At 70.2% G+C, this 26822-nt stretch carries 24 protein-coding genes; 20 read left to right on the forward strand and 4 right to left on the reverse strand.

The genetic code is table 11. From position 1 onward, the window contains the following. Window positions 1-181 precede the first annotated feature (181 nt). From AC07DF_RS00810 to AC07DF_RS00825, 4 genes are all read left to right on the forward strand, one after another. Window positions 182-3175, forward strand: a complete 2994-nt coding sequence (locus tag AC07DF_RS00810) for a BTAD domain-containing putative transcriptional regulator (RefSeq protein WP_478965698.1) — start codon at window positions 182-184, stop codon at window positions 3173-3175. Then, on the forward strand, window positions 3172-3900 hold the full coding sequence (locus AC07DF_RS00815; protein ID WP_478965700.1) for a prepilin peptidase: 729 nt from the start codon (window positions 3172-3174) through the stop codon (window positions 3898-3900). Before AC07DF_RS00810 ends, AC07DF_RS00815 begins: the two co-directional genes overlap by 4 nt. A 118-nt stretch (window positions 3901-4018) precedes the next feature. Further along, window positions 4019-5218: a cyclic dehypoxanthinyl futalosine synthase gene (gene mqnC, locus AC07DF_RS00820; RefSeq protein WP_478965701.1), complete on the forward strand. Its 1200-nt coding sequence runs from the start codon at window positions 4019-4021 to the stop codon at window positions 5216-5218. 17 nt (window positions 5219-5235) lie between these two features. Continuing rightward, window positions 5236-5682: a hypothetical protein gene (locus tag AC07DF_RS00825; RefSeq protein WP_478965703.1), complete on the forward strand. Its 447-nt coding sequence runs from the start codon at window positions 5236-5238 to the stop codon at window positions 5680-5682. Between the two features lie 35 nt (window positions 5683-5717). Here the strand turns inward: AC07DF_RS00825 and AC07DF_RS00830 are convergent, their stop codons facing one another. After that, window positions 5718-6779 carry a chitinase gene (locus AC07DF_RS00830; RefSeq protein ID WP_478965705.1) on the reverse strand — a complete coding sequence of 354 codons (1062 nt, stop codon included), beginning with the start codon at window positions 6777-6779 and terminating at the stop codon, window positions 5718-5720. Window positions 6780-6990: 211 nt separating this feature from the next. Here AC07DF_RS00830 and AC07DF_RS00835 point away from each other — a divergent pair, with 211 nt between their 5' ends. From AC07DF_RS00835 to AC07DF_RS00850, 4 genes are read left to right on the forward strand one after another with little or no spacing between them, the layout of a single operon-like run. Beyond that, on the forward strand, window positions 6991-7482 hold the full coding sequence (locus AC07DF_RS00835) for a hypothetical protein (protein ID WP_478965707.1): 492 nt from the start codon (window positions 6991-6993) through the stop codon (window positions 7480-7482). Window positions 7483-7496: 14 nt separating this feature from the next. Next, the gene (locus tag AC07DF_RS00840) at window positions 7497-9713 is read left to right on the forward strand and encodes a bifunctional polysaccharide deacetylase/glycosyltransferase family 2 protein (protein WP_478965708.1); all 2217 of its coding nucleotides are present in this window, start codon (window positions 7497-7499) and stop codon (window positions 9711-9713) included. After that, window positions 9713-10846 carry an acyltransferase family protein gene (locus tag AC07DF_RS00845; protein WP_478965710.1) on the forward strand — a complete coding sequence of 378 codons (1134 nt, stop codon included), beginning with the start codon at window positions 9713-9715 and terminating at the stop codon, window positions 10844-10846. Before AC07DF_RS00840 ends, AC07DF_RS00845 begins: the two co-directional genes overlap by 1 nt. After that, the gene (locus AC07DF_RS00850; RefSeq protein WP_478965712.1) at window positions 10843-11538 is read left to right on the forward strand and encodes a demethylmenaquinone methyltransferase; all 696 of its coding nucleotides are present in this window, start codon (window positions 10843-10845) and stop codon (window positions 11536-11538) included. The genes AC07DF_RS00845 and AC07DF_RS00850 overlap by 4 nt, the downstream gene beginning before the upstream one ends. 15 nt (window positions 11539-11553) lie before the next feature. On the opposite strand, the gene AC07DF_RS00855 is transcribed toward AC07DF_RS00850, so the two are convergent. Continuing rightward, window positions 11554-11865 (reverse strand): PASTA domain-containing protein, encoded by a 312-nt coding sequence (locus tag AC07DF_RS00855; RefSeq protein WP_382489183.1) that lies wholly within the window; start codon window positions 11863-11865, stop codon window positions 11554-11556. 239 nt (window positions 11866-12104) lie between these two features. Between AC07DF_RS00855 and AC07DF_RS00860 the strand changes: the two genes are divergently transcribed. Further along, on the forward strand, window positions 12105-13400 hold the full coding sequence (locus AC07DF_RS00860; RefSeq protein ID WP_478965714.1) for a geranylgeranyl reductase family protein: 1296 nt from the start codon (window positions 12105-12107) through the stop codon (window positions 13398-13400). Between the two features lie 57 nt (window positions 13401-13457). Here the strand turns inward: AC07DF_RS00860 and def are convergent, their stop codons facing one another. Together def and AC07DF_RS00870 are read right to left on the reverse strand one after the other, a co-directional pair. Further along, complete coding sequence (def, locus tag AC07DF_RS00865) at window positions 13458-14084, reverse strand: peptide deformylase (protein WP_478965716.1); 627 nt, start codon at window positions 14082-14084, stop codon at window positions 13458-13460. Between the two features lie 304 nt (window positions 14085-14388). Beyond that, window positions 14389-15228: a C40 family peptidase gene (locus AC07DF_RS00870; RefSeq protein WP_478965718.1), complete on the reverse strand. Its 840-nt coding sequence runs from the start codon at window positions 15226-15228 to the stop codon at window positions 14389-14391. 724 nt (window positions 15229-15952) lie between these two features. Here AC07DF_RS00870 and AC07DF_RS00875 point away from each other — a divergent pair. The 11 genes from AC07DF_RS00875 to nuoK are packed head-to-tail and all read left to right on the forward strand — an operon-like array spanning window position 15953 to window position 26809. Next, window positions 15953-16312 (forward strand): NADH-quinone oxidoreductase subunit A, encoded by a 360-nt coding sequence (locus AC07DF_RS00875; protein WP_003992243.1) that lies wholly within the window; start codon window positions 15953-15955, stop codon window positions 16310-16312. A gap of 13 nt (window positions 16313-16325) precedes the next feature. Next, on the forward strand, window positions 16326-16880 hold the full coding sequence (locus tag AC07DF_RS00880; RefSeq protein WP_003998928.1) for a NuoB/complex I 20 kDa subunit family protein: 555 nt from the start codon (window positions 16326-16328) through the stop codon (window positions 16878-16880). Then, window positions 16877-17620: an NADH-quinone oxidoreductase subunit C gene (locus AC07DF_RS00885; RefSeq protein WP_478965720.1), complete on the forward strand. Its 744-nt coding sequence runs from the start codon at window positions 16877-16879 to the stop codon at window positions 17618-17620. The genes AC07DF_RS00880 and AC07DF_RS00885 overlap by 4 nt, the downstream gene beginning before the upstream one ends. Next, on the forward strand, window positions 17617-18939 hold the full coding sequence (locus tag AC07DF_RS00890; protein WP_391103352.1) for an NADH-quinone oxidoreductase subunit D: 1323 nt from the start codon (window positions 17617-17619) through the stop codon (window positions 18937-18939). Before AC07DF_RS00885 ends, AC07DF_RS00890 begins: the two co-directional genes overlap by 4 nt. Further along, entirely contained in the window at window positions 18936-19796 is an 861-nt protein-coding gene (gene nuoE, locus AC07DF_RS00895; RefSeq protein ID WP_478965722.1) for an NADH-quinone oxidoreductase subunit NuoE, read from the forward strand. The genes AC07DF_RS00890 and nuoE overlap by 4 nt, the downstream gene beginning before the upstream one ends. Next, entirely contained in the window at window positions 19796-21142 is a 1347-nt protein-coding gene (nuoF, locus tag AC07DF_RS00900) for an NADH-quinone oxidoreductase subunit NuoF (RefSeq protein ID WP_478965724.1), read from the forward strand. Before nuoE ends, nuoF begins: the two co-directional genes overlap by 1 nt. Continuing rightward, a complete protein-coding gene (locus AC07DF_RS00905; RefSeq protein WP_478965726.1) occupies window positions 21139-23643 on the forward strand; it encodes an NADH-quinone oxidoreductase subunit G in 2505 nt (834 codons plus the stop codon). Before nuoF ends, AC07DF_RS00905 begins: the two co-directional genes overlap by 4 nt. Further along, on the forward strand, window positions 23640-25016 hold the full coding sequence (nuoH, locus tag AC07DF_RS00910) for an NADH-quinone oxidoreductase subunit NuoH (protein ID WP_478965729.1): 1377 nt from the start codon (window positions 23640-23642) through the stop codon (window positions 25014-25016). The genes AC07DF_RS00905 and nuoH overlap by 4 nt, the downstream gene beginning before the upstream one ends. After that, entirely contained in the window at window positions 25009-25674 is a 666-nt protein-coding gene (nuoI, locus tag AC07DF_RS00915; RefSeq protein ID WP_478965730.1) for an NADH-quinone oxidoreductase subunit NuoI, read from the forward strand. The genes nuoH and nuoI overlap by 8 nt, the downstream gene beginning before the upstream one ends. Beyond that, a complete protein-coding gene (locus AC07DF_RS00920; protein WP_478965732.1) occupies window positions 25671-26513 on the forward strand; it encodes an NADH-quinone oxidoreductase subunit J in 843 nt (280 codons plus the stop codon). Before nuoI ends, AC07DF_RS00920 begins: the two co-directional genes overlap by 4 nt. Then, a complete protein-coding gene (gene nuoK / locus AC07DF_RS00925) occupies window positions 26510-26809 on the forward strand; it encodes an NADH-quinone oxidoreductase subunit NuoK (RefSeq protein ID WP_003992252.1) in 300 nt (99 codons plus the stop codon). Before AC07DF_RS00920 ends, nuoK begins: the two co-directional genes overlap by 4 nt. Window positions 26810-26822 lie beyond the last annotated feature (13 nt).

The raw sequence follows: 26822 nt of genomic DNA on the forward strand, positions 1-26822 counted from the left end.
TGTTCCGTCCGGCCGTGTCGCCTCGAGCAGCAACAGGGGCAAAACGGAAGTCAACAGCCTTCCTCCCCGCCGCCCTTCGACGACCTCAATACGAGTCCATAAGATCTCTGTAGGCTCAGCACACCCCTTACTTCACAGCTCTGCCTCACGGCACTCCACACACGACCCCAGGACACCCGCCATGCCGCGACGCCGCACCTCAAGCTCGTCAAGCTCGACGGGAAGTACGACGGGAGCGACGGCCCCGACCACGGCCCCGAGGAATCGGACGCCGCAGCCGGTGAGGATCCGGCGGCGGTCGTTCGGGGACTTCGTCAAGGCGTTCTTCGCCTTTGTCGCCCTGGCCGTTCTGCTCGTCGGCGTGCCGGGCGCGCTGGCCACGCAGATCGGGTGGCCGTTGCCGAACGGGGTGCCGAGCCTCGACTGGCTGCAGCAAGAGATCACCGTTCAGACGTTTCTGAACATCCTCACCGTCGTGGTGTGGCTGGCGTGGGCCCAGTTCACCGCCTGCGTGCTCGTCGAGATGAAGGCCGCGCTGTCCGGTGTCGGCGTGCCGGGGCGCGTACCCGGCGCCGGGCCCAGCCAGTTGCTCGCGCGGCAGCTCGTCGCCGCGCTGCTGCTCGTCGGCGCCACGGCCGCCAGCTTCGCGCCCGGACTGTCGCAGCTCGGGCAGACGTACGACGGCAACCAGAAGCCCACCGTGGCCTCGGCCCAGCAGACCCCGGGCGGTCTCTTCGCCCAGCAGCAGGAGCAGGCCGCCGACACCGCGTCCGCCCTCGCCGAGCAGGCCTCGCACGCCGCCTCGCACGCCGAGGCCGGCGGCAGCACCGCCAAGCAGGGCGACACGAAGTACTACCGGATCCAGCCGCCCGAGGGGCGTCACCACGACTCCCTGTGGGAGATAGCCGACCGCCACCTCGGTGACGGGCGTCGCTACAAGGAGATCTTCGAGCTCAACAAGGACCGGGTCCAGCCGGACGGGTCCAAGCTCTCCGAGGCCAGCCTCATCCGGCCCGGCTGGATCATGGAGATGCCGGGCGACGCGCGCGGCGGCGACCTCGTCGAGATGCCCGACGAGGCTCCCGCCGTGTCGCCCGATGTGCAGCAGCAGATCAGCGACTACGCCCAGAGCGGCGATCACGCCCAGGGCGGAGGCGGCTCCGGCGCCCAGGGCGGCGGCAACGAGCACGTCGGCGGCGGCGCCTCCCAGGTGTCCCTGCCCGAGCAGCGGCCCGCCCCGGACACCGGCCACCAGCAGGCCACCAGCGTCGACGCCGAGTCCGACAGCTCCTTCGGCCTCCCCGAGGCCCTGCTCACGGCCCCTCTCCTCGCGGCCGGTCTCCTCGGCGCCCTGGGGCGGCGGCGCCGGCAGGCGCTGTGGCAGTCGGCGTTCGGGGCCGTCGGCGGGCGGCGCGGTATGGAGCCGCCCACGCCGACCGGCGACGCCCAGGACGTCCAGGACGCGCTGCTCGTCGGCGCCGACCCCGAGGGCGTACGGCTGCTCGACCGGAGTCTGCGGGGGCTCGCCGCCTCCCTCGCCGAGGAGTCGCGCGCGCTGCCGGTCGTCTACGCGGCCTGGCTGAGCAACGGCGACCTGCACCTCCAGCTCGCCCAGCCCGCCGGGAAGCCGCCCGCCCCCTGGCAGCAGGGGCAGGACCAGACCTTCTGGATGCTGGCCAGGACCGACGCCGAGCGCTACGAGGACACGGACACGGCCGCGCCCTACCCCGGGCTCGTCAGCCTCGGCACCATGGACGACTCGCGGTTGCTGCTCAACCTGGAGGCGGTGCCCGGCATCGTCTCGCTGAGCGGCCGGGAGGCCGACCGGGCCGCCGTGTTCGCGTCCGTCGCAGCCGAGTTGGCGACCAACGGGTGGTCCGACCGCATGACCATCACCCTCGTCGGCTTCGGCGAGGACCTGACGCCGCTCGCCCCGAACCGGATCCGGCACCTCGAGGACATCGAGGCGCTCGTCGAGACCATGGAGGCCGAGACGTGGCAGCGGCGGGGCGCGCTGGGCGCGGCCGGGCACGACTCCGTGCTCACCGGCCGCACCGGGCCCGCCCAGCACACCCGCTGGGCCCCGCACCTCGTCCTGCTCGCCGCCCAGCCGTCCGCCGAGGACGCCGTCACACTCGCCGAACTGGCCGCCGACGCCGGGCGTCTGGGTATCGGCTACCTCGTCGGCACCGAGACCGGCGATCTGCCGGGCGCCGCCTGGGAGATGGAGATCACCGGCCAGGGCAAGCTCCTCGCGCCGCTCCTCGGGCTCGAACTCGACGCCCAGCTGCTGCCCGCCGCCCAACAGCGCGCCGTGGTCGAGCTGTTCACCGACGCCGACCCCGAGCGCGAGACGAACGGGCCCGTGACCACGCCGCCGTTCCTCGTCGACATCAGCGAGCACGGCCGGCCCGCCGTCTACGCCCGGCTCGTCGGGCCGTACGAGATCATCGGCCTGGACACCCCGGACGGGGAGCGCAGCGCGCTGCTGCACGAGGCGCTCGCCCTGCTGCTCCTGCACCGCGAGGGCGTGCACCCGCGGGTGCTGGCCTCCGCGCTGTGGCCGCGCGGCGTCACCGACGACGTACGGGACGCGCTCCTTGACCGGTTGCGGGTGTGGCTCGGCGCCGACCCGGACGGCACGCCCCGCCTCGGCCGGGACCGGACGGGGCGGCTCACGCTCGCCAAGTCCGTCGTCTCCGACCTGGACGTGCTGCGTTCGCTCTACCACGAGGCCACGCAGGGCAAGGGCACCGACAGCCGGGCCGTGCGCGGGCGGCTGCTCACCGACGCGCTCGTGCTGGTGCGCGGGCCGCTGCTCGCCGACCGGCCCGAGGGCCGCTACCGGTGGCTCACCCACGAGATCGTCGACGCCCAGCTCCCCCTGCTCGTCGCGGACACCGGACTCGCGCTGTGCGAGTTCCACATGGAGAAGAACCGCGCGGAGAAGGCCATCGAGGCCCTCAACGCGGCGCTGCGCACCGCCCCGGCCGACGAGCGCCTGTGGCACGAGCTGCTGCGCGCCACCCACGCCACCGGCGACACGTCCCAGCTCACCGCGCTCGCCACCGATCTCATCGGCCGCAGTGGCGCCCGGGGCCTGCCGCCGCGCACCGAGGCACTGCTCGACGAGCTGCTGCCGACGTGGCGCGACGCGATCGCCGCGGTGGGATGAACACCGGTCTGCTGATCGTCGCCGCCGCGCTCTGGGGCGCGGCGGCGGGGTCGTTCCTGCCGCGCGCGGCCTATCGCTTCTCGGCCCCGGCGGGCGAGCCGTGGCGGGACAGCTGCCCCGGCGGGCACGCCCTCAAGGGGTGGCTCGGCCGGGCGAGGTGCCCGGAGTGCACGGGGATCGGATACGGGCCGCGTACGGCCCCTCTGGTGATCGCCACCGCCCTCGTGTGCGCCGCCCTCGCCGCCGCCACCGGCACCCGCCCCGAGCTCGGCGTCTGGCTGCTGCTCGCCCCCGTCGGGGTCCTGCTGACGGTGGTCGACTTCCGGGTGCGGCGGCTGCCCGACCCGCTCACGCTCCCGTTCGCCGGGTCCGCGCTCGCCCTGCTCGGCCTCACCGCGCTGGTGCCCGAGCACGCGGGGGAGTGGACGACCGCCCTGCTCGGCTCGCTCGCGCTCGGCGGCGGCTACTTCGTGCTGTTCCTCATCAACCCCGCGGGCATGGGCTTCGGCGACGTCAAGCTCGCCCTGGGCACGGGGGCGGTCCTCGGCTGGTACGGCTGGCCGACCGTGATGCTCGGCACCTTCGCCGGGTTCCTGCTGGGCGCACTGTACGGCGGTGCCCTCGTGGTCGCACGGCGAGCATCGCGCAAGACGGCGATCGCGTTCGGGCCGTTCCTGATCACGGGCGCCCTGCTGGGACTGCTCGTGGGTGCCTACACGGCCTGACACCGTGGTGCCTGCACGGCCTGACATCGTGGTGCCTGCACGGCCTGACGTCCTGCTCTCACGACCCCTGGCGTACGCTGGGCTGGTCCGTCCACAACCCTTACGAAAGGGACGCCCGGTGACCGAGAAGGCCGACCTTCAGCCCATCCTCGACCGCGCAGCCGCCGGTGGGCGGATCACCCCGGACGAGGCGCTCGTGCTGTACCGGGACGCCCCGCTGCACGCGCTGGGCGCCGCCGCCGACGCCGTACGACGCCGCCGGTACGCCGGGACCGAGCACATCGCGACGTACATCATCGAGCGCAACATCAACTACACGAACGTCTGCGTCACGGCGTGCAAGTTCTGCGCGTTCTACGCCCCGCCGAAGGCCAAGGACAAGGGCTGGACGCGCGACCTGGACGACATTCTGCGCCGGTGCGCGGAGACCGTCGAGCTGGGCGGCACGCAGATCATGTTCCAGGGCGGCCACCACCCGGACTACGGCGTCGAGTACTACGAGAAGCACTTCTCCGCCATCAAGCAGGCCTTCCCGCAGCTCGTCATCCACAGCCTGGGGGCGTCCGAGGTCGAGCACATGGCCCGGATCTCCAAGGTGAGCGTCGAGGAGGCGATCCAGCGCATCCACGCCGCCGGGCTCGACTCCTTCGCCGGTGCCGGTGCCGAGCTGCTGCCCGAGCGGCCCCGCAAGGCGATCGCCCCGCTGAAGGAGTCCGGCGAGCGCTGGCTGGAGATCATGGAGATCGCGCACGGGCTGGGCGTGGAGTCGACGTCCACCATGCTGATGGGCACCGGCGAGACCAACGCCGAGCGCATCGAGCACCTGCGGATGATCCGCGAGGTCCAGGACCGCACGGGCGGCTTCCGCGCCTTCATCCCGTACACCTACCAGCCCGAGAACAACCACCTGAAGGGCCGTACGCAGGCCACGATCTTCGAGTACCTGCGGATGATCGCGATCGCGCGGCTGTTCATGGACAACATCGCCCACATCCAGGGCTCCTGGCTGACCACGGGCAAGGAGGTCGGTCAGCTCTCCCTGCACTACGGCGCCGACGACCTCGGCTCGATCATGCTGGAGGAGAACGTGGTGTCGTCGGCCGGCGCCAAGCACCGCTCCAACCGGCTGGAGATCATCGACCTGATCCGCAAGGCCGGGCGCGTGCCCGCCCAGCGGGCGACCACGTACGAGCACCTCGTCGTGCACGACGACCCGGCGAACGACCCCGCCGACGACCGCGTGGCCTCGCACATCTCGTCCACGGCCATCGAGGGCGGCACGGCTCACCCCGAGCTCAAGCTGCTCGCACCCAACTAGGCGGCGGCAGGCAAGAGTTGGAGACGATTCACACGGCGGACGCGGTCCGTGTCACCTGGGACTCCGATCCCGTCAAGAACGGCGCCGTGGTCGTCGGGCGGGACCGGATCGGTGCCGTCGGGAAACTCGGCGACGTGCGCGAGGCGTTCCCGAAGGCCCGGGTGCGCAGCTGGCCCGGCACCCTCGGCCCCGCCCACGTCCACGAGGGCCCGCTCCCGGACGCCCCGAGCCCCCGCGAGCGTATCCACGCGGTGCTGAAGCTCGGCGCGGTGGCGGTCCTCGAGGAGTACGTCGACTCGGCGGAACTGCGGTCCGCCGCCGAGCGCAACGACGTCGTCGTCCTGCCGCGTACCCGCCGCACCGTCCTCGTCCCGACCGGCCGGGCCGACCTCGCCGTGTTCGACGAGGCGGGGGAGTGCGTCGCGACGGTCTGCGCGGGGCGGCTGGTGCACCGGCGGCGCTGAGCCGACGGCGCTTGAGGCCGCGTCAGCACACCGCGTCAGCCCGAGAACTCCTCCGCGAACGCCCCCGAACTCTGCTTCACCCCACTGCAGTCGGTCGCCGGCTTGTCGTTCTTCGCCCCGTCCGCGCACTGCCGGTCCCGGGCCGCCGACCACATCGACACCCACGCGACGCCCTTGCCCTCGGCGAAGGCGCGGACCTCGGCGGCGTCGGCAAGGGTGAAGGTCTCGCCCGCGACGTCGTTGACACCGATCATCGAGGTGAGCGCCATACCCCGCCAGGCGGTCGCGTCCGACGTGCCGAAGACCTTCTTCAACTGGGTGTGTGAGGCCTTCGCGGCAGCGAGGGCGTAGCCGCCCATGTCGCCGTCGAACGAACTGCCGTAGTTCATCGTCATCAGATTGACGGTGGCGACCTTCACGCCGTTGTCGTTGGCGGAGGCGAGGAGTGCCAGGCTGTCCTTGCCGAGGCCCGAGGGCATCACCGGCAGCGTGAAGGAGACCTCCAGGTCGTCGCGCTCCCGCTGCAACAGGGCGATCGCCTTCGAACGCAGGGCGATGGAAGCCGAGTCGGCCAGTTCGTCGCCCTCGATGTCGAAGTCCGCCCGGGTGGCGCCGGCCGCGTCGAGGGCCTTGCCGTACGCCGCCGCCAGCTCCGAGGCGCTGTCGCAGGCCGCCGCGAGTTCCTTGCCGGAGGCGCCGCCAAAGGAAACCCTGACCTGAGCGCCGTCCTTCTTGAGCGCCGCGATACGGGACTTCACCGCCGAGTCGCCGAGGGCGTCCGTGCCGTTCCAGCGCGGGGTGCAGCCGCTGCCGCCGGCCAGCACGAAGGCCAGGTTGTACGTCGTGGGAGAGCCCGCGGAGTCGGTGGCGGCGGCGTCCTTGGCGTCGACGTACGGGGCGTACGCGGTGCCGGTGCCGGTATCGGTATCGGACTCGGAATCAGAGCCGGACTCGGATTCGGCAGGGGACGAGGCGCTGGGCGCGGCTGACGCCGGGGGCGCCGGGCGGGCCGCCTCGCCCTGCTCGGAGCAGGCCGTGCCGGCCAGGGCGAGCAGACAGCTCAGCCCGACCGCCGCCCGCTTCCGGTGACTCCTCATAGCGCACGCTCCCGTTCTCGTGAGGTCATAAAGGTCCAAACCCCCAGTACGTTTCCCGGCAGCAAACGTCTCACGATGATGGGCGCTCAGAACGAGTTCCGCAGGAGTTCCCGGCAACTCTCAGAGAAAGGACAGCTTCGGTCGTTTCTCATGGGTCTCTCACATCAAAACCCAAGTTTAGGGCACATAAAGGCCGCCTAATGTCCGGGGAATGCATTCCGAGCCTGCCATCGAAAGCCGCGTCACCCGCGGTCGCCGCCGCAAACGCGGTAACGAGTCCGCCGAAGGGCCCGTGTTCGTTGACAACTCCGGACGCCGGGCCCGGCTGCTGCGCCGGATCGGTCTCGTCCTGGGGGTGGTCTGCCTCGGGTACGCGGCCGTGCTCGGCGCGGCCTTCATGGGCTGGGGCACCTCGCTCACACCGTCGCGGCTGCTGCCGTTCGCGGGCGCCGGGCCCGGTGGAGGCGGGCCGCAGGGCGAGGGGCCCGGCGGCCCCGGCGCCACCCCGCCGAGCGGTGGCCCCGGCGCTACCCCGCCGAGCGGTGTCCCGTCGGCGCCGCCCCGGGCAACCGGAGACGGCGCCGCCGGTTCCACCACGTCCCCGTCCACCACATCCCCGTCGACCACGTCCCCGTCCACCGCATCCCCCTCTGCCTCTGCCTCTGCCTCGGCCTCCGCCGCCGCGGCCGTGGGCTCCGACTGACCGGGGGCCGCCGTATGACCACGACCACCCCCTCCCGCGGCCGCCGCCGCGCCCCCTCCCGGATGGAGCGGGCCGCAGGCAAGGCCGCCGCGCTGCAGCGGCCGCGCGTCATCCTCGCCCTGCTGCTCCTGCTCGCGCTGATCTGCGTGATGCTCCTCGACGGCTATCTGCGCGCCGAGGTCGGAGGCGACCAGCGCGTGCGCACCGGGGCCAGCTCCAGCGATGTACCGGACGACGTCCTGGACGGCGGGCCGATCGTCACCTTCCGCGGCGGACAGGCCACGACCGTCTCCGTCCCCGACAAGACGATCGCGCTCACCTTCGACGACGGCCCCAACCCGACGTGGACGCCCCAGGTGCTGGCGATCCTCGAGAAGTACGACGTGCCCGCCACGTTCTTCCTGGTCGGCTCGATGGTGTCGCGCTACCCGGGCATCGTGTCGGACATGGTCGAGCAGGGCCACGAGGTGGGGATCCACACCTTCACGCACGTCGACCTGTCGTACCAGAGCGACGCCCGGGTCCGGCGCGAGATGGAGCAGACCCAGCTCGCGCTGGCGGGCGCGGCCGGCATCACGACCACCCTGTTCCGGGCGCCCTACTCCTCGGAGACGGACGCCATCGACAACTACAGCTGGCCCGTCTACAAGAAACTCGGCCAGGACGGCTACACCAGCGTCTTCGTCGACACCGACAGCGACGACTGGAAACGGCCGGGCGTCTCGAAGATCGTCCAGTGGGCCACGCCGAAGAAGAACAAGGGCGCGTCGGTCCTCTTCCACGACGCGGGCGGCGAGCGTTCGCAGACGATCGAGGCGCTGCCGGAGTACATCGAGAAGATGCGGGCGAAGGGGTACACCTTCACCACCATCAGCGGCGTCCTCGACAAGCAGCAGCAGGCGCCGGCCGGAGTGCCGCAGGTCGGGGGCGCCCGCCTTCAGGCCGCCCACCGAGAGGCCACCGGCGCGATCCTCTACGAGGGCAAGGCCCTGGTCGCCGCCGTGGCCGTAGCCGAATGGGCCGTGCCGACGCTGTCCGTCGGCCTGCTGGTGGTCGGCGTGGCCGTCATGGGCCGCTTCGGGATGATGCTCGTCCTCGCCCGCCGCCACCACCGCCTGCGCAACAGGCGCCGCTTCAGCTGGGGGCCGACGGTCACCCGGCCGGTGAGCGTGATCGTCCCGGTGTACAACGAGAAGGAGTGCATCGCCAACACCCTCGACTCGCTGGCGCGGAGCACGCATCCGATCGAGATCATCGTCGTGGACGACGGCTCCACGGACGGCACGGCCGACATCGCCGAGTCCCTCGGCATGCCCAACGTGCGCGTCATCCGCCAGACCAACGCGGGCAAGCCGGCCGCCCTCAACAACGGTGTACGGAACGCGGCTCACGACATCGTCGTGATGATGGACGGCGACACCGTCTTCGAGCCCGACACCGTACGGCGGCTCGTCCAGCCCTTCGCCGACCCGGAGGTCGGCGCGGTCGCGGGCAACGCCAAGGTCGGCAACCGCAAGACGCTCATCGGCGCCTGGCAGCACATCGAGTACGTGATGGGCTTCAACCTCGACCGGCGCATGTACGACCTGCTGCGCTGCATGCCGACCATCCCCGGCGCGATCGGCGCGTTCCGCCGCGAGGCGGTGCTCCAGGTCGGCGGCATGAGCGAGGACACCCTCGCCGAGGACACCGACATCACCATCGCGATGCACCGCGCGGGGTGGCGGGTCGTCTACCAGGAGCACGCGCGCGCCTGGACCGAGGCGCCGGGCTCGCTCAAGCAGCTCTGGTCCCAGCGCTACCGCTGGTCGTACGGCACGATGCAGGCGCTGTGGAAGCACCGCAAGTCGCTCACGGACAAGGGGCCTTCGGGGCGTTTCGGGCGGGTCGGCATGCCGCTGGTGGTGCTGTTCCAGATCGTCACGCCGGTCTTCGCGCCGCTCATCGACGTGTTCACGGCCTACTCGATGATCTTCATCGACTTCAGGGCGGCGCTGCTGGCGTGGCTCGCGGTGCTCGGGGTCCAGCTGGTGTGCGCGGCGTACGCCTTCCGCCTCGACCGCGAGAAGTACCGCTACCTGCTGATGATGCCGCTCCAGCAACTGGCCTACCGGCAGATGATGTACCTCGTCCTCATCCACTCCTGCGTCACCGCCCTCACGGGTGGCCGGCTGCGCTGGCAGAAGCTGAAGCGGACCGGCGAGGTCGGCACCCCGGCGGGTGCGGGCTGATGGGGGCGCACAGCAGGACGGCCGAGCGGACGCCCACGGAGACCGTCGCCCGCCCGGTGCGGGACCGCTACTTCGACACCCTGCGGGCCGTCGCCCTGGTCCGTGTCGTCACGTATCACACCTTCGGCTGGGCCTGGGCCGGGCTGGTCTTCCCCTCCATGGGGGTCATGTTCGGCCTGGCCGGGACCCTGATGGCGAGGTCGCTCCAGCGCCCCGCGCTCACGGTGATCAGAAGCCGCGTCCGCAGACTGCTGCCGCCCTTCTGGTTCTGGGGCGTGTTCGTGGTCGGCGCGATGCTGGTGCACGGCTGGATGCCGGGGTGGCAGATCGTCTACTGGGTCGTGCCCCTCGGCGACCCGCCGGGCAACGCCTGGGGCGAGCAGGCCTGGGAGATCCTCTGGTACCTGCGGACGTACCTCTGGTTCGTGCTGCTCTCCCCGCTCCTGCTGCGGGTCTTCCGGATCGCCCCCGTCCCGGTCCTGCTGCTGTCGCTGACACCGGTCCTGGCTCTCCGGTTCGTGTGGCAGCCCCCGGACGACCGGCTCGGTGCCGCGCTGTGGGACCTGGCGACGTTCCTGTTCTGCTGGCTCCTCGGCTTCGCGCACCACGACGGCGTCCTGGCCCGTCTGAAGCCCGCCGCGGTCGTCCCGCTCGCGCTCGGCGCCCTCGCGTACGGCGGCTGGTACGCCCTCGCCCACCAGGCGGAGTACGGCACGTACGACCTCGACGAGAACCCGCTCGCGCAGGCCTTCTGGTCGGCCGGGTTCGTGACGCTCCTGATGTACGCCAAGGCCCGCTTCCGGACCGACCTCGCGGGACTCGCCCGGTTCCGGCGGCTGGACCGGCTCGTCACGGTGTTCAACGCGCGGGCCGTCACGCTCTACCTCTGGCACGAGATCGCCCTGATCCTCGCCGTACCGCTGATCGACCGGTTCTGGGACGTGCCCGCCTTCGAGGCGTACCTGCCGCTGGACAGCCAGTGGTTCATGTTCGGTGTGGGCTGGGTGCTGATCGCGGTGTTCGTGCTGCTGTGCGGGTGGGTGGAGGACGTGGCGGCACGGAAGAGGCCGAGGCTGCTGCCGAGAGGTCACTTCGAGGCCCCTGGGGGGCGTACTGCAAGAATGGGCCCGTGACCCGCGCATCCCTGGACAAGCAGCCGCACGAAGTCGCCTCGATGTTCGACGACGTGGCGGAACGGTACGACCTGACCAACGACGTGCTGTCCCTCGGCCAGGACCGGCGATGGCGCAAGGAGGTCGCCAAGGCGGTCGACGCGCGCCCCGCGCAGAAGGTCCTCGACCTGGCGGCGGGCACGGGCACCTCCTCGCTGCCCTTCGCGCAGACCGGTGCCTACGTCGTCCCGTGCGACTTCTCCCAGGGCATGCTCAAGGTCGGCAAGCAGCGCCGGCCCTGGCTGCCGTACACCGCCGGCGACGCGACGCGGCTGCCCTTCAAGGACGGCACCTTCGACGCCGTCACCATCTCCTTCGGGCTGCGCAACGTGCAGGACACGGACGCGGCCCTGCGGGAGATGCAGCGCGTGACCCGGCCCGGCGGGCGGATCGTGATCTGCGAGTTCTCGCACCCGACGTGGGCGCCGTTCCGCACGGTCTACACCGAGTACCTGATGCGCGCCCTGCCGCCGGTCGCCCGGGCCGTGTCCTCCAGCCCCGACGCCTACGTCTACCTCGCCGAGTCCATCCGCGCCTGGCCCGACCAGCCCGCCCTGGCTCAGCGGCTGGGCAAGGCCGGCTGGTCACGGGTGGCCTGGCGCGACCTGAGCGGCGGGATCGTGGCCCTGCACCGGGGCTTCAAGGAGAGCTGATCCCCTACGAGGGGCTCATGGAGAGCTGAGGACCATGTACGGGTCGCCCGGCTCGTCCAGCTCCCGTTGGAGTCCGCCCCTGGGCGGTCTCGGGATCCGCGGCTCGTGCACGCCTCCGCCGCCCTCGCCGGGGCCGAAGTCGAACCACACGTAGACCATCGAGTCCCGCGGCACCTCGGCCTCGGGCTGCGGGTACTGGCGCACGACGTAGTCGACGACGGCGAGGTGGAAGTCGGGCCGGTCCGGCGCGTTGAGCAACAGGCCCCGTGCCCGGGCCGTCTCGCGCGCGTCCACGGCCATCAGACCGACCAGACGCGGGACGCGCACTTCGGGTGCTTTGCGGGATATCTGCACAGATGTCACCCCCAGCGGTACAGGAAGGGTAACTCCGGTCTCACGCCGCCCGGAAGCGACGGGTGTCTTTCTGTGACAGTCGGCTACGCTCCGTCAACAGGGGCTCGGTTCGCGTAGGCAGCCCTTCGGCCGGGTGATCAATACCGCTGCATAGACTGCGCATGTCCTGTGCCGGCCGGCACACAGATTCCGAAGCTTGGGGAGATCCCGCCGTGACCGTCGTGACCGAGCCCCTCTCCGAGAACACCGCCGATGTGATCGTCGTGGGCGCGGGGCCGGCCGGCTCCACGACCGCCTACCACCTCGCCAAGGCGGGACTCGACGTCCTCCTGCTGGAGAAGACCGCGTTCCCGCGCGAGAAGGTCTGCGGCGACGGCCTCACCCCGCGCGCCGTCAAGCAGTTGGTGGCGATGGGCATCGACATCTCGGAGGAGGCCGGCTGGCTGCGCAACAAGGGCCTGCGGATCATCGGCGGCGGAGTACGGCTCCAGCTCGACTGGCCGGATCTCGCCTCCTTCCCCGACTACGGCCTCGTCCGCAAGCGCGACGACTTCGACGACCAGCTCGCCCGGCAGGCCCAGAAGGCGGGCGCCCGGCTGTTCGAGCGCTGCAACGTGGGCGCCCCGATCCTGGACGACCGCACGGGCCGGATCACCGGCGTGCACGCCAAGCTCGGTGAGGACAAGCGCGAGGTCACCTTCCACGCGCCGCTCGTCGTCGCCGCCGACGGCAACTCCACCCGCCTCTCCCTCGCGATGGGCCTGCACCGCCGCGAGGACCGCCCGATGGGCGTGGCCGTACGGACGTACTTCGAGAGTCCCCGCCACGAGGACGACTACCTGGAGTCGTGGCTGGAGCTCTGGGACCGCCGGGGCCCGGGGGAGGACCGGCTCCTGCCCGGCTACGGCTGGATCTTCGGCATGGGCGACGGCACCTCGAACGTCGGTCTGGGCGTGCTCAACACCTCCGACTCCTTCAAGGAACTGGACTGGCGCGAGGTCCTGAAGGCCTGGTGCGCGTCCATGCCGGAGGACTGGGGCTACACCCCCGACAACATGACCGGCCCGATCCGCGGCGCCGCCCTGCCCATGGCCTTCAACCGCCAGCCGCACTACACCAAGGGCCTGCTGCTCGTCGGTGACGCCGGCGGCCTGGTGAACCCCTTCAACGGCGAAGGCATCGCCTACGCCATGGAGTCCGGCCAGATCGCCGCCGACGTCATCGTCCAGGCCCACGCCCGCTCCACCCCGGCCCGGCGCGAACTGGCGCTCCAGCGCTACCCGCGCGTGCTCAAGGACACCTACGGCGGCTACTACACGCTCGGCCGTGCCTTCGTGAAGCTCATCGGCAACCCGAAGGTCATGCAGATCGCCACCCAGCGCGGTCTGACGCACCCGCTGCTGATGAAGTTCACGCTGAAGCTCCTCGCGAACCTCACGGACCCGACCGGGGGCGACGCGATGGACCGCATCATCAACGGGCTGAGCAAGGTGGCCCCGAAGGCCTGATCACGTCCGCGGCATGGTGTCCGCGAAGGGTTGATCACGCCCGGCGTGAGTGCCTGATCAGGCACTGAGCGCCTCGACGTTGGCGGCCCGGCGCGCGAGCACCTCGTCCCGCCGGTCCGCCACCTGCCGCAGCACGTCCTTGCGCTCCCGCGTGGAGAGCCGGTCCAGATAGAGCTGCCCGGCGCAGTGGTCGGCCTCGTGGGCGAGGCAGCGGGCGAAGTACCCCGTGCCCTCGATGACGACCGGTTCGCCGTCCCTGTCGAATCCGCGCACGACGGCCCGGTCCGGCCGCGGTACGTCCATCGTGGCGCCCGGCACCGACAGGCACCCCTCGCCCTCGTCGAGCAGCCTCCGGTCAGCGGCGTCGAGCGACTCCAGGACCGGATTGACGATGTGCCCGACGTGCCGCACCCCGTCGTCGTCCGGGCAGTCGTACACGAACAGCCGCAGTCCGACACCGACCTGGTTCGCCGCGAGTCCGGCACCGTCCGCGATGTACATCGTCAGGAACATGTCGTCGATGAGCGCGGCGAGGTCGGGGCCGAACTCGGTGACGTCCCGGCACGGCTTGTGCAGGACCTCCTCACCGACCTCGGTGATCCGCCGGACCTTCCCCTGCCGGGCCTCGGGCGCGAGCCGAGGGTAGGAGTCGACGGGCTGTCCTTGCACGAAGACGCTGGGCATGTGGCTCTCCTGGGGTGTCGGTTGTGGTGACCGGCACTCATCACAGCAGAACCCCCGTACCCGTCCCAGGAGGAGTCCGGCCACACCGCACCGCCGGGTGTGGGGACGGCCGGAGGGGCCAGAGGGCCGTCTGAGCTCTGAGCCGCGGCTCGGCCCGCCCCGGGCACACCGCGACCCCGAAAGGCCGGGAGACGGCCCGTGAGGGCTGCAGGAGGGGGTGCGGACCCACCGCAGGAGGGATGCGGACACGCTGGGAGGGCCGCTGCCATCAGTGGCAGCGGCCCTCAAACCCGTGTGCGTGACGTCAGAGGACGCGTACCGCGCCCGACGCCGGGTAACCCGACAGGTCCTGGATGACGACGCCCTTGGACGGGTTGGCCGCGTCCAGGTACTGGCCGTCTCCGATGTAGACACCCACGTGGTACGCCGAGCCCTTGCCACCCCAGTAGAGGATGTCGCCGACCTGGACGCTGGACAGCGGTACGTCCGTGCCGGCCATCGACTGGTCCTGCGAGACGCGCGGCAGGTCCACACCAACCTGCTTGTACGCGGCCTGCACGAGGGAGGAGCAGTCCCAGGCGCTGGGACCGGTGGCGCCCATGACGTAGGCGTCGCCGACCTGAGCCTTGAGGAAGGCGATGACGGTCGCGACGCTGCCGCTGGAGGGCGCGGACACCGACGTGGACGCCGACGCGGAGGCGGAGGCGGAGAGGGTGGCGCGCTCGGCGCTGCGCGTGGCGCGCTCGGCGGCGGCCTTGCGGGCTTCCTCGGCGGCCTTCTTCTTGGCCTCCGCCTTCTTCTTCGCCTCGGCGAGGTCCTTCTTGGCCTCGGTGGCGGCCTTGGCGGCGGCGGCGTCACGCTCGGCGCGCAGCTCGTAGTTCGCGGCCGCCTGCTGGGTGGCGGCCGCGGACTGGGCGACCTGAGTGGACATGTCGGCCGTCAGGGTGGGCAGTTCGATGGTCTGCGTCACCGGCTCGGCGGCGTTCGCCGAGGCCGACGCACCCGCCGCTGCCATGCTGAGGATGCCACCGGTGACTCCGGCACGCAGGGCGATCGACGAGGTCGCACTGCGGCGGGGTTTCCGGTGGCTGCGTATGTGAGCGGTGTGGGACATGGGAACAACCGGTACCAGGGGCTCCTTCATATCTTCAAGAAACGTGTGCTGCGCCACAGTTGTTCAATCAGGCCCCCAAAACCCCCGTTCGAGGCCCTTTATTGACGCCGTAACGGACATTGCGGGCGCACCGTGACCGGCCTGTGATCACGGTCTTTGATCAATACGCCCGAATTGCCCCGCGCCTACCACCGGTTGGTTTGATTGGCCAAGCCCCGTTCTCATGGAGCTCTCATCCATGTGACGGAGGTCACGGAACGGTCGGCCCGGCGGTCGCGTCGCGCGCCGTAGATCACGACGCGGTCACGGCCTCGCGAAGATCGTGAACGCGCGCACACGTCCACATCCCGCTCCCTGTGCCCTCTGACGTGTGAACGCGCCACTATCAAGAGATCAAGTCCATCGCCAATTTGCATGCAAGAGAACTCTCTTGATATTGAGACGACCCCTCCGGCCTGCACTGACGAGCCAAAATGTCACCTCTCGTGATCACTCGGACGCTTCGAGTGTGAAGATCACCGCTCATCCGACTTCATGATCGATCGTCAGGTGGTGGAGATCACAAAGGTTGAGTAATACCCCGTGTCGCAGATCACAGAGCGACAGGCATAAGATGCACGCGGTTGGGCTTGTGACCTGCTTCACATGTTCCCGATCTTCGCCGGGGCGGGCGGGGTTCGCGGGACGGACGGGGCGGATGTGAGCCCGATGCAAACCGCCAGCAGTCAGTGCCGACTGAGAGGAGCGAGGAGCGGTGAACGCGTATGCGCCCATCCTCGTACTGGGAGCCCTCGGGGCAGGCTTTGCGATCTTCTCCGTGGTCATGGCCACGTTGATCGGGCCGAAGCGGTACAACCGGGCCAAGCTCGAGGCCTACGAGTGCGGAATCGAGCCGACCCCCACGCCGGCCGGCGGCGGGCGCTTCCCCATCAAGTACTACCTGACGGCGATGCTCTTCATCGTCTTCGACATCGAGATCGTCTTCCTCTACCCCTGGGCCGTCACCTTCGACGCCCTGGGGATTTTCGGGCTCGTGGAGATGCTGCTCTTCGTGCTCACCGTCTTCGTCGCGTACGCGTACGTATGGCGGCGCGGCGGCCTGGAATGGGACTGAGGGGCATTTAGTCATGGGACTCGAAGAAAAGCTGCCGAGCGGATTCCTGCTGACCACCGTCGAGCAGGCCGCGGGCTGGGTGCGCAAGGCATCGGTCTTCCCCGCCACGTTCGGCCTCGCCTGCTGTGCCATCGAGATGATGACCACCGGCGCTGGCCGCTACGACCTGGCGCGCTTCGGCATGGAGGTCTTCCGGGGCTCGCCCCGGCAGGCGGACCTGATGATCGTCGCCGGCCGGGTCAGCCAGAAGATGGCGCCGGTGCTCAGGCAGGTCTACGACCAGATGCCGAACCCCAAGTGGGTGATCTCCATGGGGGTCTGCGCCTCCTCGGGCGGCATGTTCAACAACTACGCCATCGTCCAGGGCGTCGACCACATCGTGCCGGTCGACATCTATCTCCCCGGCTGCCCGCCACGGCCGGAGATGCTGATGGACGCCATCCTCAAGCTCCACCAGAAGATCCAGACCTCCAAGCTCGGCGTGAACGCCGAGGAGGCGGCCCGCGAGGCGGAGGAGGCGGCGCTCAAGGCCCTGCCCACGATCGAGATGAAGGGGCTGCTGCGATGAGCGACGTGAACGGCACCGGCGGCGCCAACCCCGAGAAGGACCTGTCGGCCTCCAACCTCCCGGGCCAGCGCGGCCAGGGCGGCGAGGAGATCCGCGTCCAGCGCGGCATGTTCGGCGCCAACAACGGCGGCGACACCTCCGGCTACGGCGGCCTGGTCCGCTCGGTCCGGCTCCCGGGACCGGCGAACCGCCCCTACGGCGGCTGGTTCGACGAGGTCGCCGACGAGCTGGAGGGGGCCCTGGAGGAACAGGGGCTGCTCCCGGAGAACGCCATCGAGAAGACGGTCGTCGACCGCGACGAGCTGACCTTCCACATCGAGCGCGAGCACCTGGTCCGCGTCGCCCGCACCCTGCGCGACGACCCGGCCCTGCGCTTCGAGCTGTGCACCGGCGTCAGCGGCGTCCACTACCCGAGCGACAAGGGCCGCGAGCTGCACGCCGTCTACCACCTGCGCTCGATCACCCACAACAGGCTGATCCGCCTGGAGGTCAGCGCCCCGGACAGCGACCCGCACATCCCGTCGCTGTTCGAGGTCTATCCGACGAACGACTGGCACGAGCGCGAGACGTACGACTTCTTCGGCATCGTCTTCGACGGTCACCCGGCCCTGACGCGGATCATGATGCCGGACGACTGGCAGGGCTTCCCGCAGCGCAAGGACTACCCCCTCGGCGGCATCCCCGTCGAGTACAAGGGCGCCCAGATCCCGGCTCCGGACCAGCGGAGGTCGTACTCATGAGCACTTCGCACGCCTCCCCTCGCGAGACCACCGAGGGCACCGTCTACACCGTCACCGGCGGCGACTGGGACGAGGTCGTCGAGTCGGCGGCCCGTGCCGACGACGAGCGCATCGTCGTCAACATGGGCCCGCAGCACCCGTCCACCCACGGAGTGCTCCGCCTGATCCTGGAGATCGAGGGCGAGACCGTCACCGAGGCCCGCTGCGGCATCGGCTACCTGCACACCGGCATCGAGAAGAACCTCGAGTACCGGACGTGGACGCAGGGCACGACGTTCGTGACGCGCATGGACTACCTGACGCCGTTCTTCAACGAGACGGCGTACTGCCTCGGAGTCGAGAAGCTCCTCGGCATCGAGGACCAGATCCCGGACCGCGCCTCGATCATCCGGGTGCTCCTGATGGAGCTGAACCGGCTCTCCTCGCACCTGGTGTGCATCGCCACCGGCGGCATGGAGCTGGGCGCCACCACGGTCATGATCTACGGATTCCGTGATCGTGAACTCATTCTCGATATCTACGAGCTGATCACCGGCCTGCGGATGAACCACGCGTACATCCGCCCCGGAGGACTCGCCCAGGACCTGCCGCCCGGCGCGGTGGACCACATCCGCGAGTTCGTGAAGAAGATGAAGAAGAACCTCCCGGAGTACGACAAGCTCGCCACCGGGAACCCCATCTTCAAGGCCCGCATGCAGGACGTCGGCTATCTGGACCTGGCCGGCTGCATGGCCCTCGGCGCGACGGGCCCGATCCTGCGCTCCACCGGCCTGCCGCACGACCTGCGCAAGACGCAGCCGTACTGCGGCTACGAGACGTACGACTTCGACGTCCCGACCGCCGACACCTGCGACTCCTACGGCCGCTTCCTCATCCGGCTCGAGGAGATGCGCCAGTCGCTCAGGATCGTCGAGCAGTGCCTGGACCGGCTCCAGCCCGGCCCGGTCATGGTCGCCGACAAGAAGATCGCCTGGCCCGCCCAGCTGGCCCTCGGGCCCGACGGTCTCGGCAACTCCCTCGACCACATCAAGAAGATCATGGGCACCTCCATGGAGGCCCTGATCCATCACTTCAAGCTGGTCACCGAGGGTTTCCGCGTCCCGCCGGGACAGGCGTACGCGGCGGTCGAGTCGCCCAAGGGCGAACTCGGGGTGCACGTCGTGTCCGACGGCGGCACCCGCCCCTACCGGGTCCACTTCCGCGACCCGTCCTTCACCAACCTGCAGGCCATGGCGGCGATGTGCGAGGGCGGCCAGGTCGCCGACGTCATCGTCGCCGTCGCGTCCATCGACCCCGTGATGGGAGGCGTCGACCGGTGACCACCTCATCTTCCGAGCGGGGCGTCAGCCTGGGCATGCCCGAACTGCCCGCGCCCGCCTACCCGGACGACGTCCGAGCCCGTCTGGAGACGGACGCGCGCGAGGTCATCGCCCGCTACCCGGACTCCCGGTCCGCCCTCCTGCCGCTGCTGCACCTCGTGCAGTCGGAGGAGGGACACGTCACGCGCACGGGAATGCGGTTCTGCGCGGACATCCTCGGCCTGACCACGGCCGAGGTCACCGCGGTCGCCACCTTCTACTCCATGTACCGGCGCCGGCCGAGCGGTGACTACCAGGTCGGGGTGTGCACCAACACCCTGTGTGCCGTGATGGGCGGGGACGCGATCTTCGAGGAGCTCCAGGAGCACCTCGGCGTCGGCAACGGCGAGACCACCGACGACGGCAAGGTCACCCTGGAGCACATCGAGTGCAACGCGGCCTGCGACTTCGCTCCGGTCGTGATGGTCAACTGGGAGTTCTTCGACAACCAGACCCCCGGCAGCGCCAAGCGCCTCGTCGACGACCTGCGTGCGGGACGGCCGGTCACGCCCACGCGCGGGGCGCCGCTGTGCACCTTCAAGGAGACCGCCCGGGTCCTGGCGGGCTTCCCCGACGAGCGGGACGGAGCCGTGGAGTCCGGCGGGAGCGCGGGCCCCGCCTCCCTGATCGGCCTGAAGCTCGCCAAGGGCGAGAGCGCCCCCGCGCGCGTGGTGCATCCGCGCGGTGAGGCGGCCCGGACCGAGGCACCCCACGACCCGTCACCGACGGAGCACTTGAGCTCGCACGACGCGCCGCAGGACACGTCGGCCTCCGACCCGTCCCACCCGGCCGGGCCCGCCGCCGAGGAGGGGGAGTGATGACCTTGGCACCCGAGCTGAAAGACATGAGCCCCGAGAAGCTGCTCGCACCGGTGCTGTCGGCCTTCTGGGACGAGGACAAGTCCTGGACGCTGGACGTGTACCGAAGGCACGACGGCTACGAGGGCCTGCGCAAGGCGCTCGCCATGTCGCCGGACGACGTGATCGCGTACGTCAAGGAGTCCGGTCTGCGCGGGCGGGGCGGCGCGGGATTCCCGACGGGGATGAAGTGGCAGTTCATTCCCCAGGGGGATGGAAAGCCGCACTATCTAGTTGTCAACGCCGACGAGTCGGAGCCGGGGACGTGCAAGGACATCCCGCTCCTCTTCGCGAACCCGCACAGCCTCATCGAGGGCATGATCATCGCGTGTTACGCCATCAGGTCTTCGCATGCCTTCATCTATCTGCGTGGTGAAGTCGTCCCAGTGCTGCGGCGGTTGCACTCGGCCGTGCGCGAGGCGTACGAGGCGGGCTTCCTGGGCGAGAACATCCTGGGCAGCGGACTCGACCTCGACATCACCGTGCACGCGGGCGCGGGCGCGTACATCTGCGGTGAGGAGACCGCACTGCTCGACTCGCTCGAAGGCCGCCGGGGCCAACCGCGGCTTCGTCCCCCCTTCCCAGCTGTCGCGGGCCTCTACGCGTGCCCGACTGTGGTGAACAACGTCGAGTCGATCGCGTCGGTTCCCGCGATCATGACCCGGGGCAAGGACTGGTTCCGGTCGATGGGGAGTGAGAAGTCGCCAGGCTTCACGCTCTACTCCCTGTCCGGCCATGTCGCGGGCCCCGGCCAGTACGAGGCGCCGCTCGGGATCACGCTCCGCCAGCTCCTCGACATGAGCGGCGGCATGCGCCCCGGGCACCGCCTCAAGTTCTGGACGCCGGGGGGCTCCTCGACCCCGATGTTCACCGACGAGCATCTCGACGTCCCTCTTGATTACGAAGGAGTGGGCGCCGCGGGTTCCATGCTCGGCACCAAAGCTCTCCAGTGCTTCGACGAGACGACCTGCGTGGTCCGTGCCGTCACGCGCTGGACGGAGTTCTACGCCCACGAGTCCTGCGGCAAGTGCACACCCTGCCGCGAAGGCACCTACTGGCTCGTGCAGCTGCTGCGCGACATCGAGGCCGGCAAGGGACGGATGTCCGACCTCGACAAGCTGAACGACATCGCCGACAACATCAACGGCAAGTCCTTCTGCGCCCTCGGCGACGGCGCCGCCTCGCCGATCTTCTCCTCGCTCAAGTACTTCCGCGAGGAGTACGAGCAGCACATCACGGGCCGGGGCTGTCCCTTCGACCCGGCCAAGTCGACGGCCTGGGCCGACCGCACGGAGGTGAACGCATGACCGTGACCACCAGCTCTCCCTCCGGCGGGGGAGAGGCGGCGGTCCCGCCGGAGGACCTCGTGTCGCTGACGATCGACGGCGCCGAGATCAGCGTGCCCAAGGGCACCCTGGTCATCCGGGCCGCCGAACAGCTCGGCATCGAGATCCCCCGGTTCTGCGACCACCCGCTCCTCGATCCGGCCGGCGCCTGCCGCCAGTGCATCGTCGAGGTCGAGGGCCAGCGCAAGCCCATGGCGTCCTGCACCATCACCTGCACCGACGGGATGGTGGTGAAGACCCACCTCACCTCGCCGGTGGCGGAGAAGGCCCAGAAGGGTGTGATGGAGCTCCTGCTCATCAACCACCCGCTGGACTGCCCGGTCTGCGACAAGGGCGGCGAGTGCCCGCTGCAGAACCAGGCCATGTCGCACGGTGACGCCGACTCCCGCTTCGAGGGCCGCAAGCGCACGTACGAGAAGCCCGTGCCGATCTCCACGCAGGTGCTGCTCGACCGTGAGCGCTGCGTGCTGTGCGCCCGCTGCACCCGGTTCTCCAACCAGATCGCGGGCGACCCGATGATCGAGCTGGTCGAGCGGGGAGCGCTCCAGCAGGTCGGCACCGGCGAGGGCGACCCGTTCGAGTCGTACTTCTCCGGCAACACCATCCAGATCTGCCCGGTCGGCGCGCTGACCTCGGCGGCGTACCGATTCCGCTCCCGCCCCTTCGACCTGGTCTCCTCCCCGTCGGTCTGCGAGCACTGCTCCGGCGGTTGCGCCACGCGCACCGACCACCGGCGCGGCAAGGTCATGCGGCGGCTCGCCGCCAACGACCCCGAGGTCAACGAGGAGTGGATCTGCGACAAGGGGCGGTTCGGGTTCCGGTACGCCCAGCAGCGGGACCGGCTCGAGACGCCGCTGGTGCGCAACGCCGAGGGCGAGCTGGAACCGGCCTCCTGGCCCGAGGCGCTGCAGATCGCCGCTCAGGGGCTGCTGGCCTCCCGGGGCCGCACCGGTGTCCTGACCGGCGGCCGGCTCACCATCGAGGACGCCTACGCGTACAGCAAGTTCGCGCGCGTGGCGCTCGACACCAACGACATCGACTTCCGCGCGCGGGTGCACAGCAGTGAGGAGGCCGACTTCCTCGCCGCCCAGGTCGCAGGCCGCGGCCGGGACCTCGACGGCACGGGCGTCACGTACACCGCGCTGGAGAAGGCCCCCGCCGTCCTGCTGGTCGGGTTCGAGGCGGAGGAGGAGGCGCCCGGCGTCTTCCTGCGGCTGCGCAAGGCCTGGCGGGGGCACGGGCAGCGGGTCTTCTCGCTGGCCACGCACGCCACACGCGGTCTGGAGAAGGCCGGTGGCACCCTGCTGCCCGCGGCTCCCGGCACCGAGACCGAGTGGCTGGACGCGCTCGGCAGCGGTGTCGGCCTGGAGGACGACGGCGCGACGGCAGCCGAGGCGCTGCGCGCCGAGGGCGCTGTGATCGTCGTCGGCGAGCGGCTGGCCGCGGTGGCCGGCGGACTCACCGCCGCCATGCGCACCGCGACGGCCACCGGGGCCCGGCTGGTGTGGATCCCGCGCCGGGCCGGGGAACGCGGCGCGATCGAGGCGGGCGCGCTGCCGTCGCTGCTGCCGGGCGGCCGCCCGGCCACCGACCCACGCGCGCGTGACGAGGTCGCCGACGTCTGGGGCGTGGCCGGCCTCCCGCACCGCTACGGCCGTGACACCGGCCAGATCGTCGAGGCCGCCGCGACCGGCGAGCTGCAGGCCCTGCTGGTGGCGGGCGTCGAGATCGCCGACCTGCCCGACCCGGCACGCGCGCGTGAGGCGCTCGACGAGGTCGGCTTCCTGGTCTCCCTCGAACTGCGGCCCAGCGAGATCAGCCGCGAGGCCGATGTCGTCCTGCCCGTCGGCGCGGTCGCCGAGAAGGCCGGCACCTTCCTCAACTGGGAAGGCCGGGTCCGCTTCTTCGAGGCCGCGCTCAAGCCCGACCAGATGACCCGCCGCCTCGCGCCGAGCGACGCGCGCGTGCTGCAGATGCTCGCCGACGCCATGGACGTCCACCTCGGACTGCCGGATCTGCGCACCGTGCGCGCGGAGATCGACCGGCTCGGCGTCTGGGACGGCCCGCGGGCCGGCGAACCCCTGGAGACCGCGGCGGCGCTGCCCCGCCCGGCCGTCGGCGAGGCCGTCCTCGCCGGGCACCGGCTGCTGCTCGACCAGGGCGTCCTCCAGCAGGGCGACGAGGCGCTCGCCGGAACCCGGCACGCCGCACACGCGCGCGTGTCGGCCGCGACAGCGGCCGAGGCGGGCGTCAAGGACGGCGACCTCCTCGCCGTGACCGGCCCCCTGGGCGTCGTGGAACTCCCGCTCCAGATCAGTGAGATGCCCGACCGGGTGGTGTGGCTGCCGCTGAACTCCACCGGCGGCGGCGTCGCCTCCGACACCGGGGCGCGGCCCGGCTCCCTCGTCCGCATCGGCCCGGCGACGCTCGCCGGCGAGGCCCCCAAGGAGGTGGAGGCATGAGCCCGTACCTCGCCGCTGAAGACCTCTCGATGTTCGGCCAGGACCCGTGGTGGCTGGTCGTCATCAAGGCGGTGTTCTGCTTCGCCTTCCTGATGGTGACCGTGCTGATCTCCATCGTCATGGAGCGCAAGGTCGTCGCCTGGATGCAGCTGCGCATCGGCCCCAACCGGCACGGCCCCTGGGGCATGCTCCAGTCGCTCGCCGACGGCATCAAGCTGATGCTCAAGGAGGACGTCGTCGTCAAGCGCGCGGACAAGGCGGTCTACGTCCTCGCGCCGATCATCGCGGCCATCCCGGCCTTCATGGCGATCGCGGTGATCCCCTTCGGCCCGGCCGGCAACGAGATCTCGATCTTCGGCCAGCGCACCACGATGCAACTCACCGACCTGCCGATCGCGATGCTCTACATCCTCGCGGTCGCCTCGGTCGGCATCTACGGCATCGTCCTCGCGGGCTGGAGCTCCGGCTCGACCTACCCGCTGCTGGGGGGCTTGCGCTCCTGCGCGCAGATGATCTCCTACGAGATCGCGATGGGCGCCGCCTTCGCCTCCGTGTTCCTCTACTCGGGGTCGATGTCGACGTCGACGATCGTCGAGCAGCAGGCCGACCGCTGGTACATCCTGCTGCTGCCGCTCTCCTTCATCCTCTACATCGTCACGATGGTCGGCGAGACCAACCGCGCCCCCTTCGACATGCCGGAGTCCGAGGGCGACCTGGTCGGCGGCTTCAACACCGAGTACTCGTCGATCAAGTTCGCGATGTTCATGCTCGCCGAGTACGTCAACATGGTGACCGTCTCGGCCGTCGCCACCACGCTGTTCCTCGGCGGCTGGCGGGCCCCGTGGCCGATCAGCACATTCTGGGAGGGTGCGAACCACGGCTGGTGGCCGATGCTCTGGTTCACCGTCAAGGTCCAGCTGCTGCTGTTCATGTTCATCTGGATCCGCGGCACGCTCCCGCGCGTCCGCTACGACCAGCTGATGAAGCTCGGCTGGAAGGTCCTCATCCCGGTCTCACTGGTGTGGCTGATGCTCGTCGCCACCGTGCGGGCCCTGCGGAACGAGAACTACGACTTCGCCGACATCGTGCTCTACGTCGGCGGCGGCGTACTGGCCCTGCTGCTGCTCTCCTTCGTCGTCGACATGTTCCGCGAGAAGTCCAAGCAGGCCGAGCGGCCGGTCGAGACCCCGGCCGCCTTCGACCCGATGGCGGGCGGATTCCCCGTGCCGCCGCTGCCCGGGCAGGAGCTTCCGCCGGCTCCCAGGCGGCGCTCGCGCCGTGAGCGGGAGCTGATTGTCAGTGGTGGGCCCGATACTCAGAGTGACGAATCTCTGGGCGGATCTACGGATGGAAAGGAGGCGTCCGATGGCTGAGGAACTCGAGCGTTCGAAGGCTGCGGAACCCAAGGACACCAAGCCCGGTTTCCAGAACCCCGTGGCCGGCTTCGGCGTGACCTTCAAGGCCATGTTCAAGAAGCGGCTGACCGAGCAGTACCCGGAGCAGCAGAAGACCACGGCTCCGCGCTTCCACGGACGGCACCAGCTCAACCGCCATCCGGACGGCCTGGAGAAATGCGTCGGCTGTGAACTGTGCGCGTGGGCCTGCCCCGCCGACGCCATCTATGTGGAGGGCGCCGACAACACCGACGAGGAGCGCTACTCGCCGGGCGAGCGGTACGGCCGCGTCTACCAGATCAACTACGCCCGCTGCATCCTGTGCGGCCTGTGCATCGAAGCGTGCCCCACGCGCGCGCTCACGATGACGAACGAGTTCGAGCTGGCCGACTCCAGCCGGGCCAACCTCATCTACACCAAGGAGCAGCTGCTCGCCGGTCTAGAGGACGGCATGGTCGACTCGCCCCACGCCATCTACCCGGGGACGGACGAACAGGACTACTACCGGGGCCTGGTGACCGAGGCCGCGCCCGGCACCGAGCAGCAGGTCGCCCACTCCAAGGGTGAGGTGGTGCAGGAGTCCGACTCCACCTTCGGCGGGACCGAGCCGGCGTCGGAGAAGGTGATCGGCCGATGACCGCCCAGCTCGCCGCCTACTCCACCTCCACCGGAGAGGCCGTCCAGTTCTGGATCCTCGGCACGATCGCGGTGATCGGCGCCCTGTGCACCATCCTCATGAAGAGGGCCGTGCACAGCGCCCTCTGCCTCGCCGGCACCATGATCATCCTGGCGGTGTTCTACCTCGCCAACGGCGCCTACTTCCTGGGCGTCGTACAGATCGTCGTCTACACCGGCGCGATCATGATGCTGTTCCTGTTCGTGGTGATGCTCGTCGGCGTGACCGCGGCGGACTCCCTGAAGGAGACCATCAAGGGCCAGCGCTGGCTGGCCCTGCTGTGCGGTCTCGGCTTCGGCGTCCTGCTGATCGGCGGCATCGGCAACGCCTCCCTCACGGAGTTCAACGGCATCGGCCAGGCGAACGCCGGGGGCAACGTGGAGGGCATCGCCGCCCTCATCTTCACCAAGTACGTCTTCGCGTTCGAGATCACCGGCGCCCTGCTCATCACGGCCGCCGTCGGCGCCATGGTGCTCACCCACCGCGAGCGCACCGAGCGTGCCAAGACGCAGCGCGAACTCGCCGAGGAGCGCGTCCGCAAGGGCACGCAGCTGCCGCCGCTGCCGGCACCCGGTGTCTACGCCCGGCACAACGCGGTCGACATCGCGGGTCTGCTGCCCGACGGCACGCCCTCCGAGCTCACCGTCAGCAAGACGCTCCGTGAGCGCGGCCAGATCCGCGATGTGTCGCAGCAGGCGCTCAACGACCTCAAGGCCCTGGAGCAGCGGGCCGAGGATCGTCTGGAGCGCAAGGCGGTCGGGCCGGCGAAGTTCAAGCGGTCCGAGGAGGCGTCGAAGTGAACCCCGTCAACTACCTCTATCTCGCGGCCCTGTTGTTCACGATCGGCGCCACCGGCGTGCTGATCAGGCGCAACGCGATCGTCGTGTTCATGTGCATCGAGCTCATGCTCAACGCCTGCAACCTCGCGTTCGTCGCCTTCTCCCGGATGCACGGCAACCTCGACGGCCAGATCATCGCCTTCTTCACGATGGTCGTCGCCGCCGCCGAGGTCGTGGTCGGGCTCGCGATCATCGTGTCCCTGTTCCGTGCCCGTCACTCGGCCTCGGTCGACGACGCCAGCCTGATGAAGCTGTAAGGGGTCGGAAGAA

This window comes from Streptomyces sp. NPDC044719, from assembly GCF_056433405.1.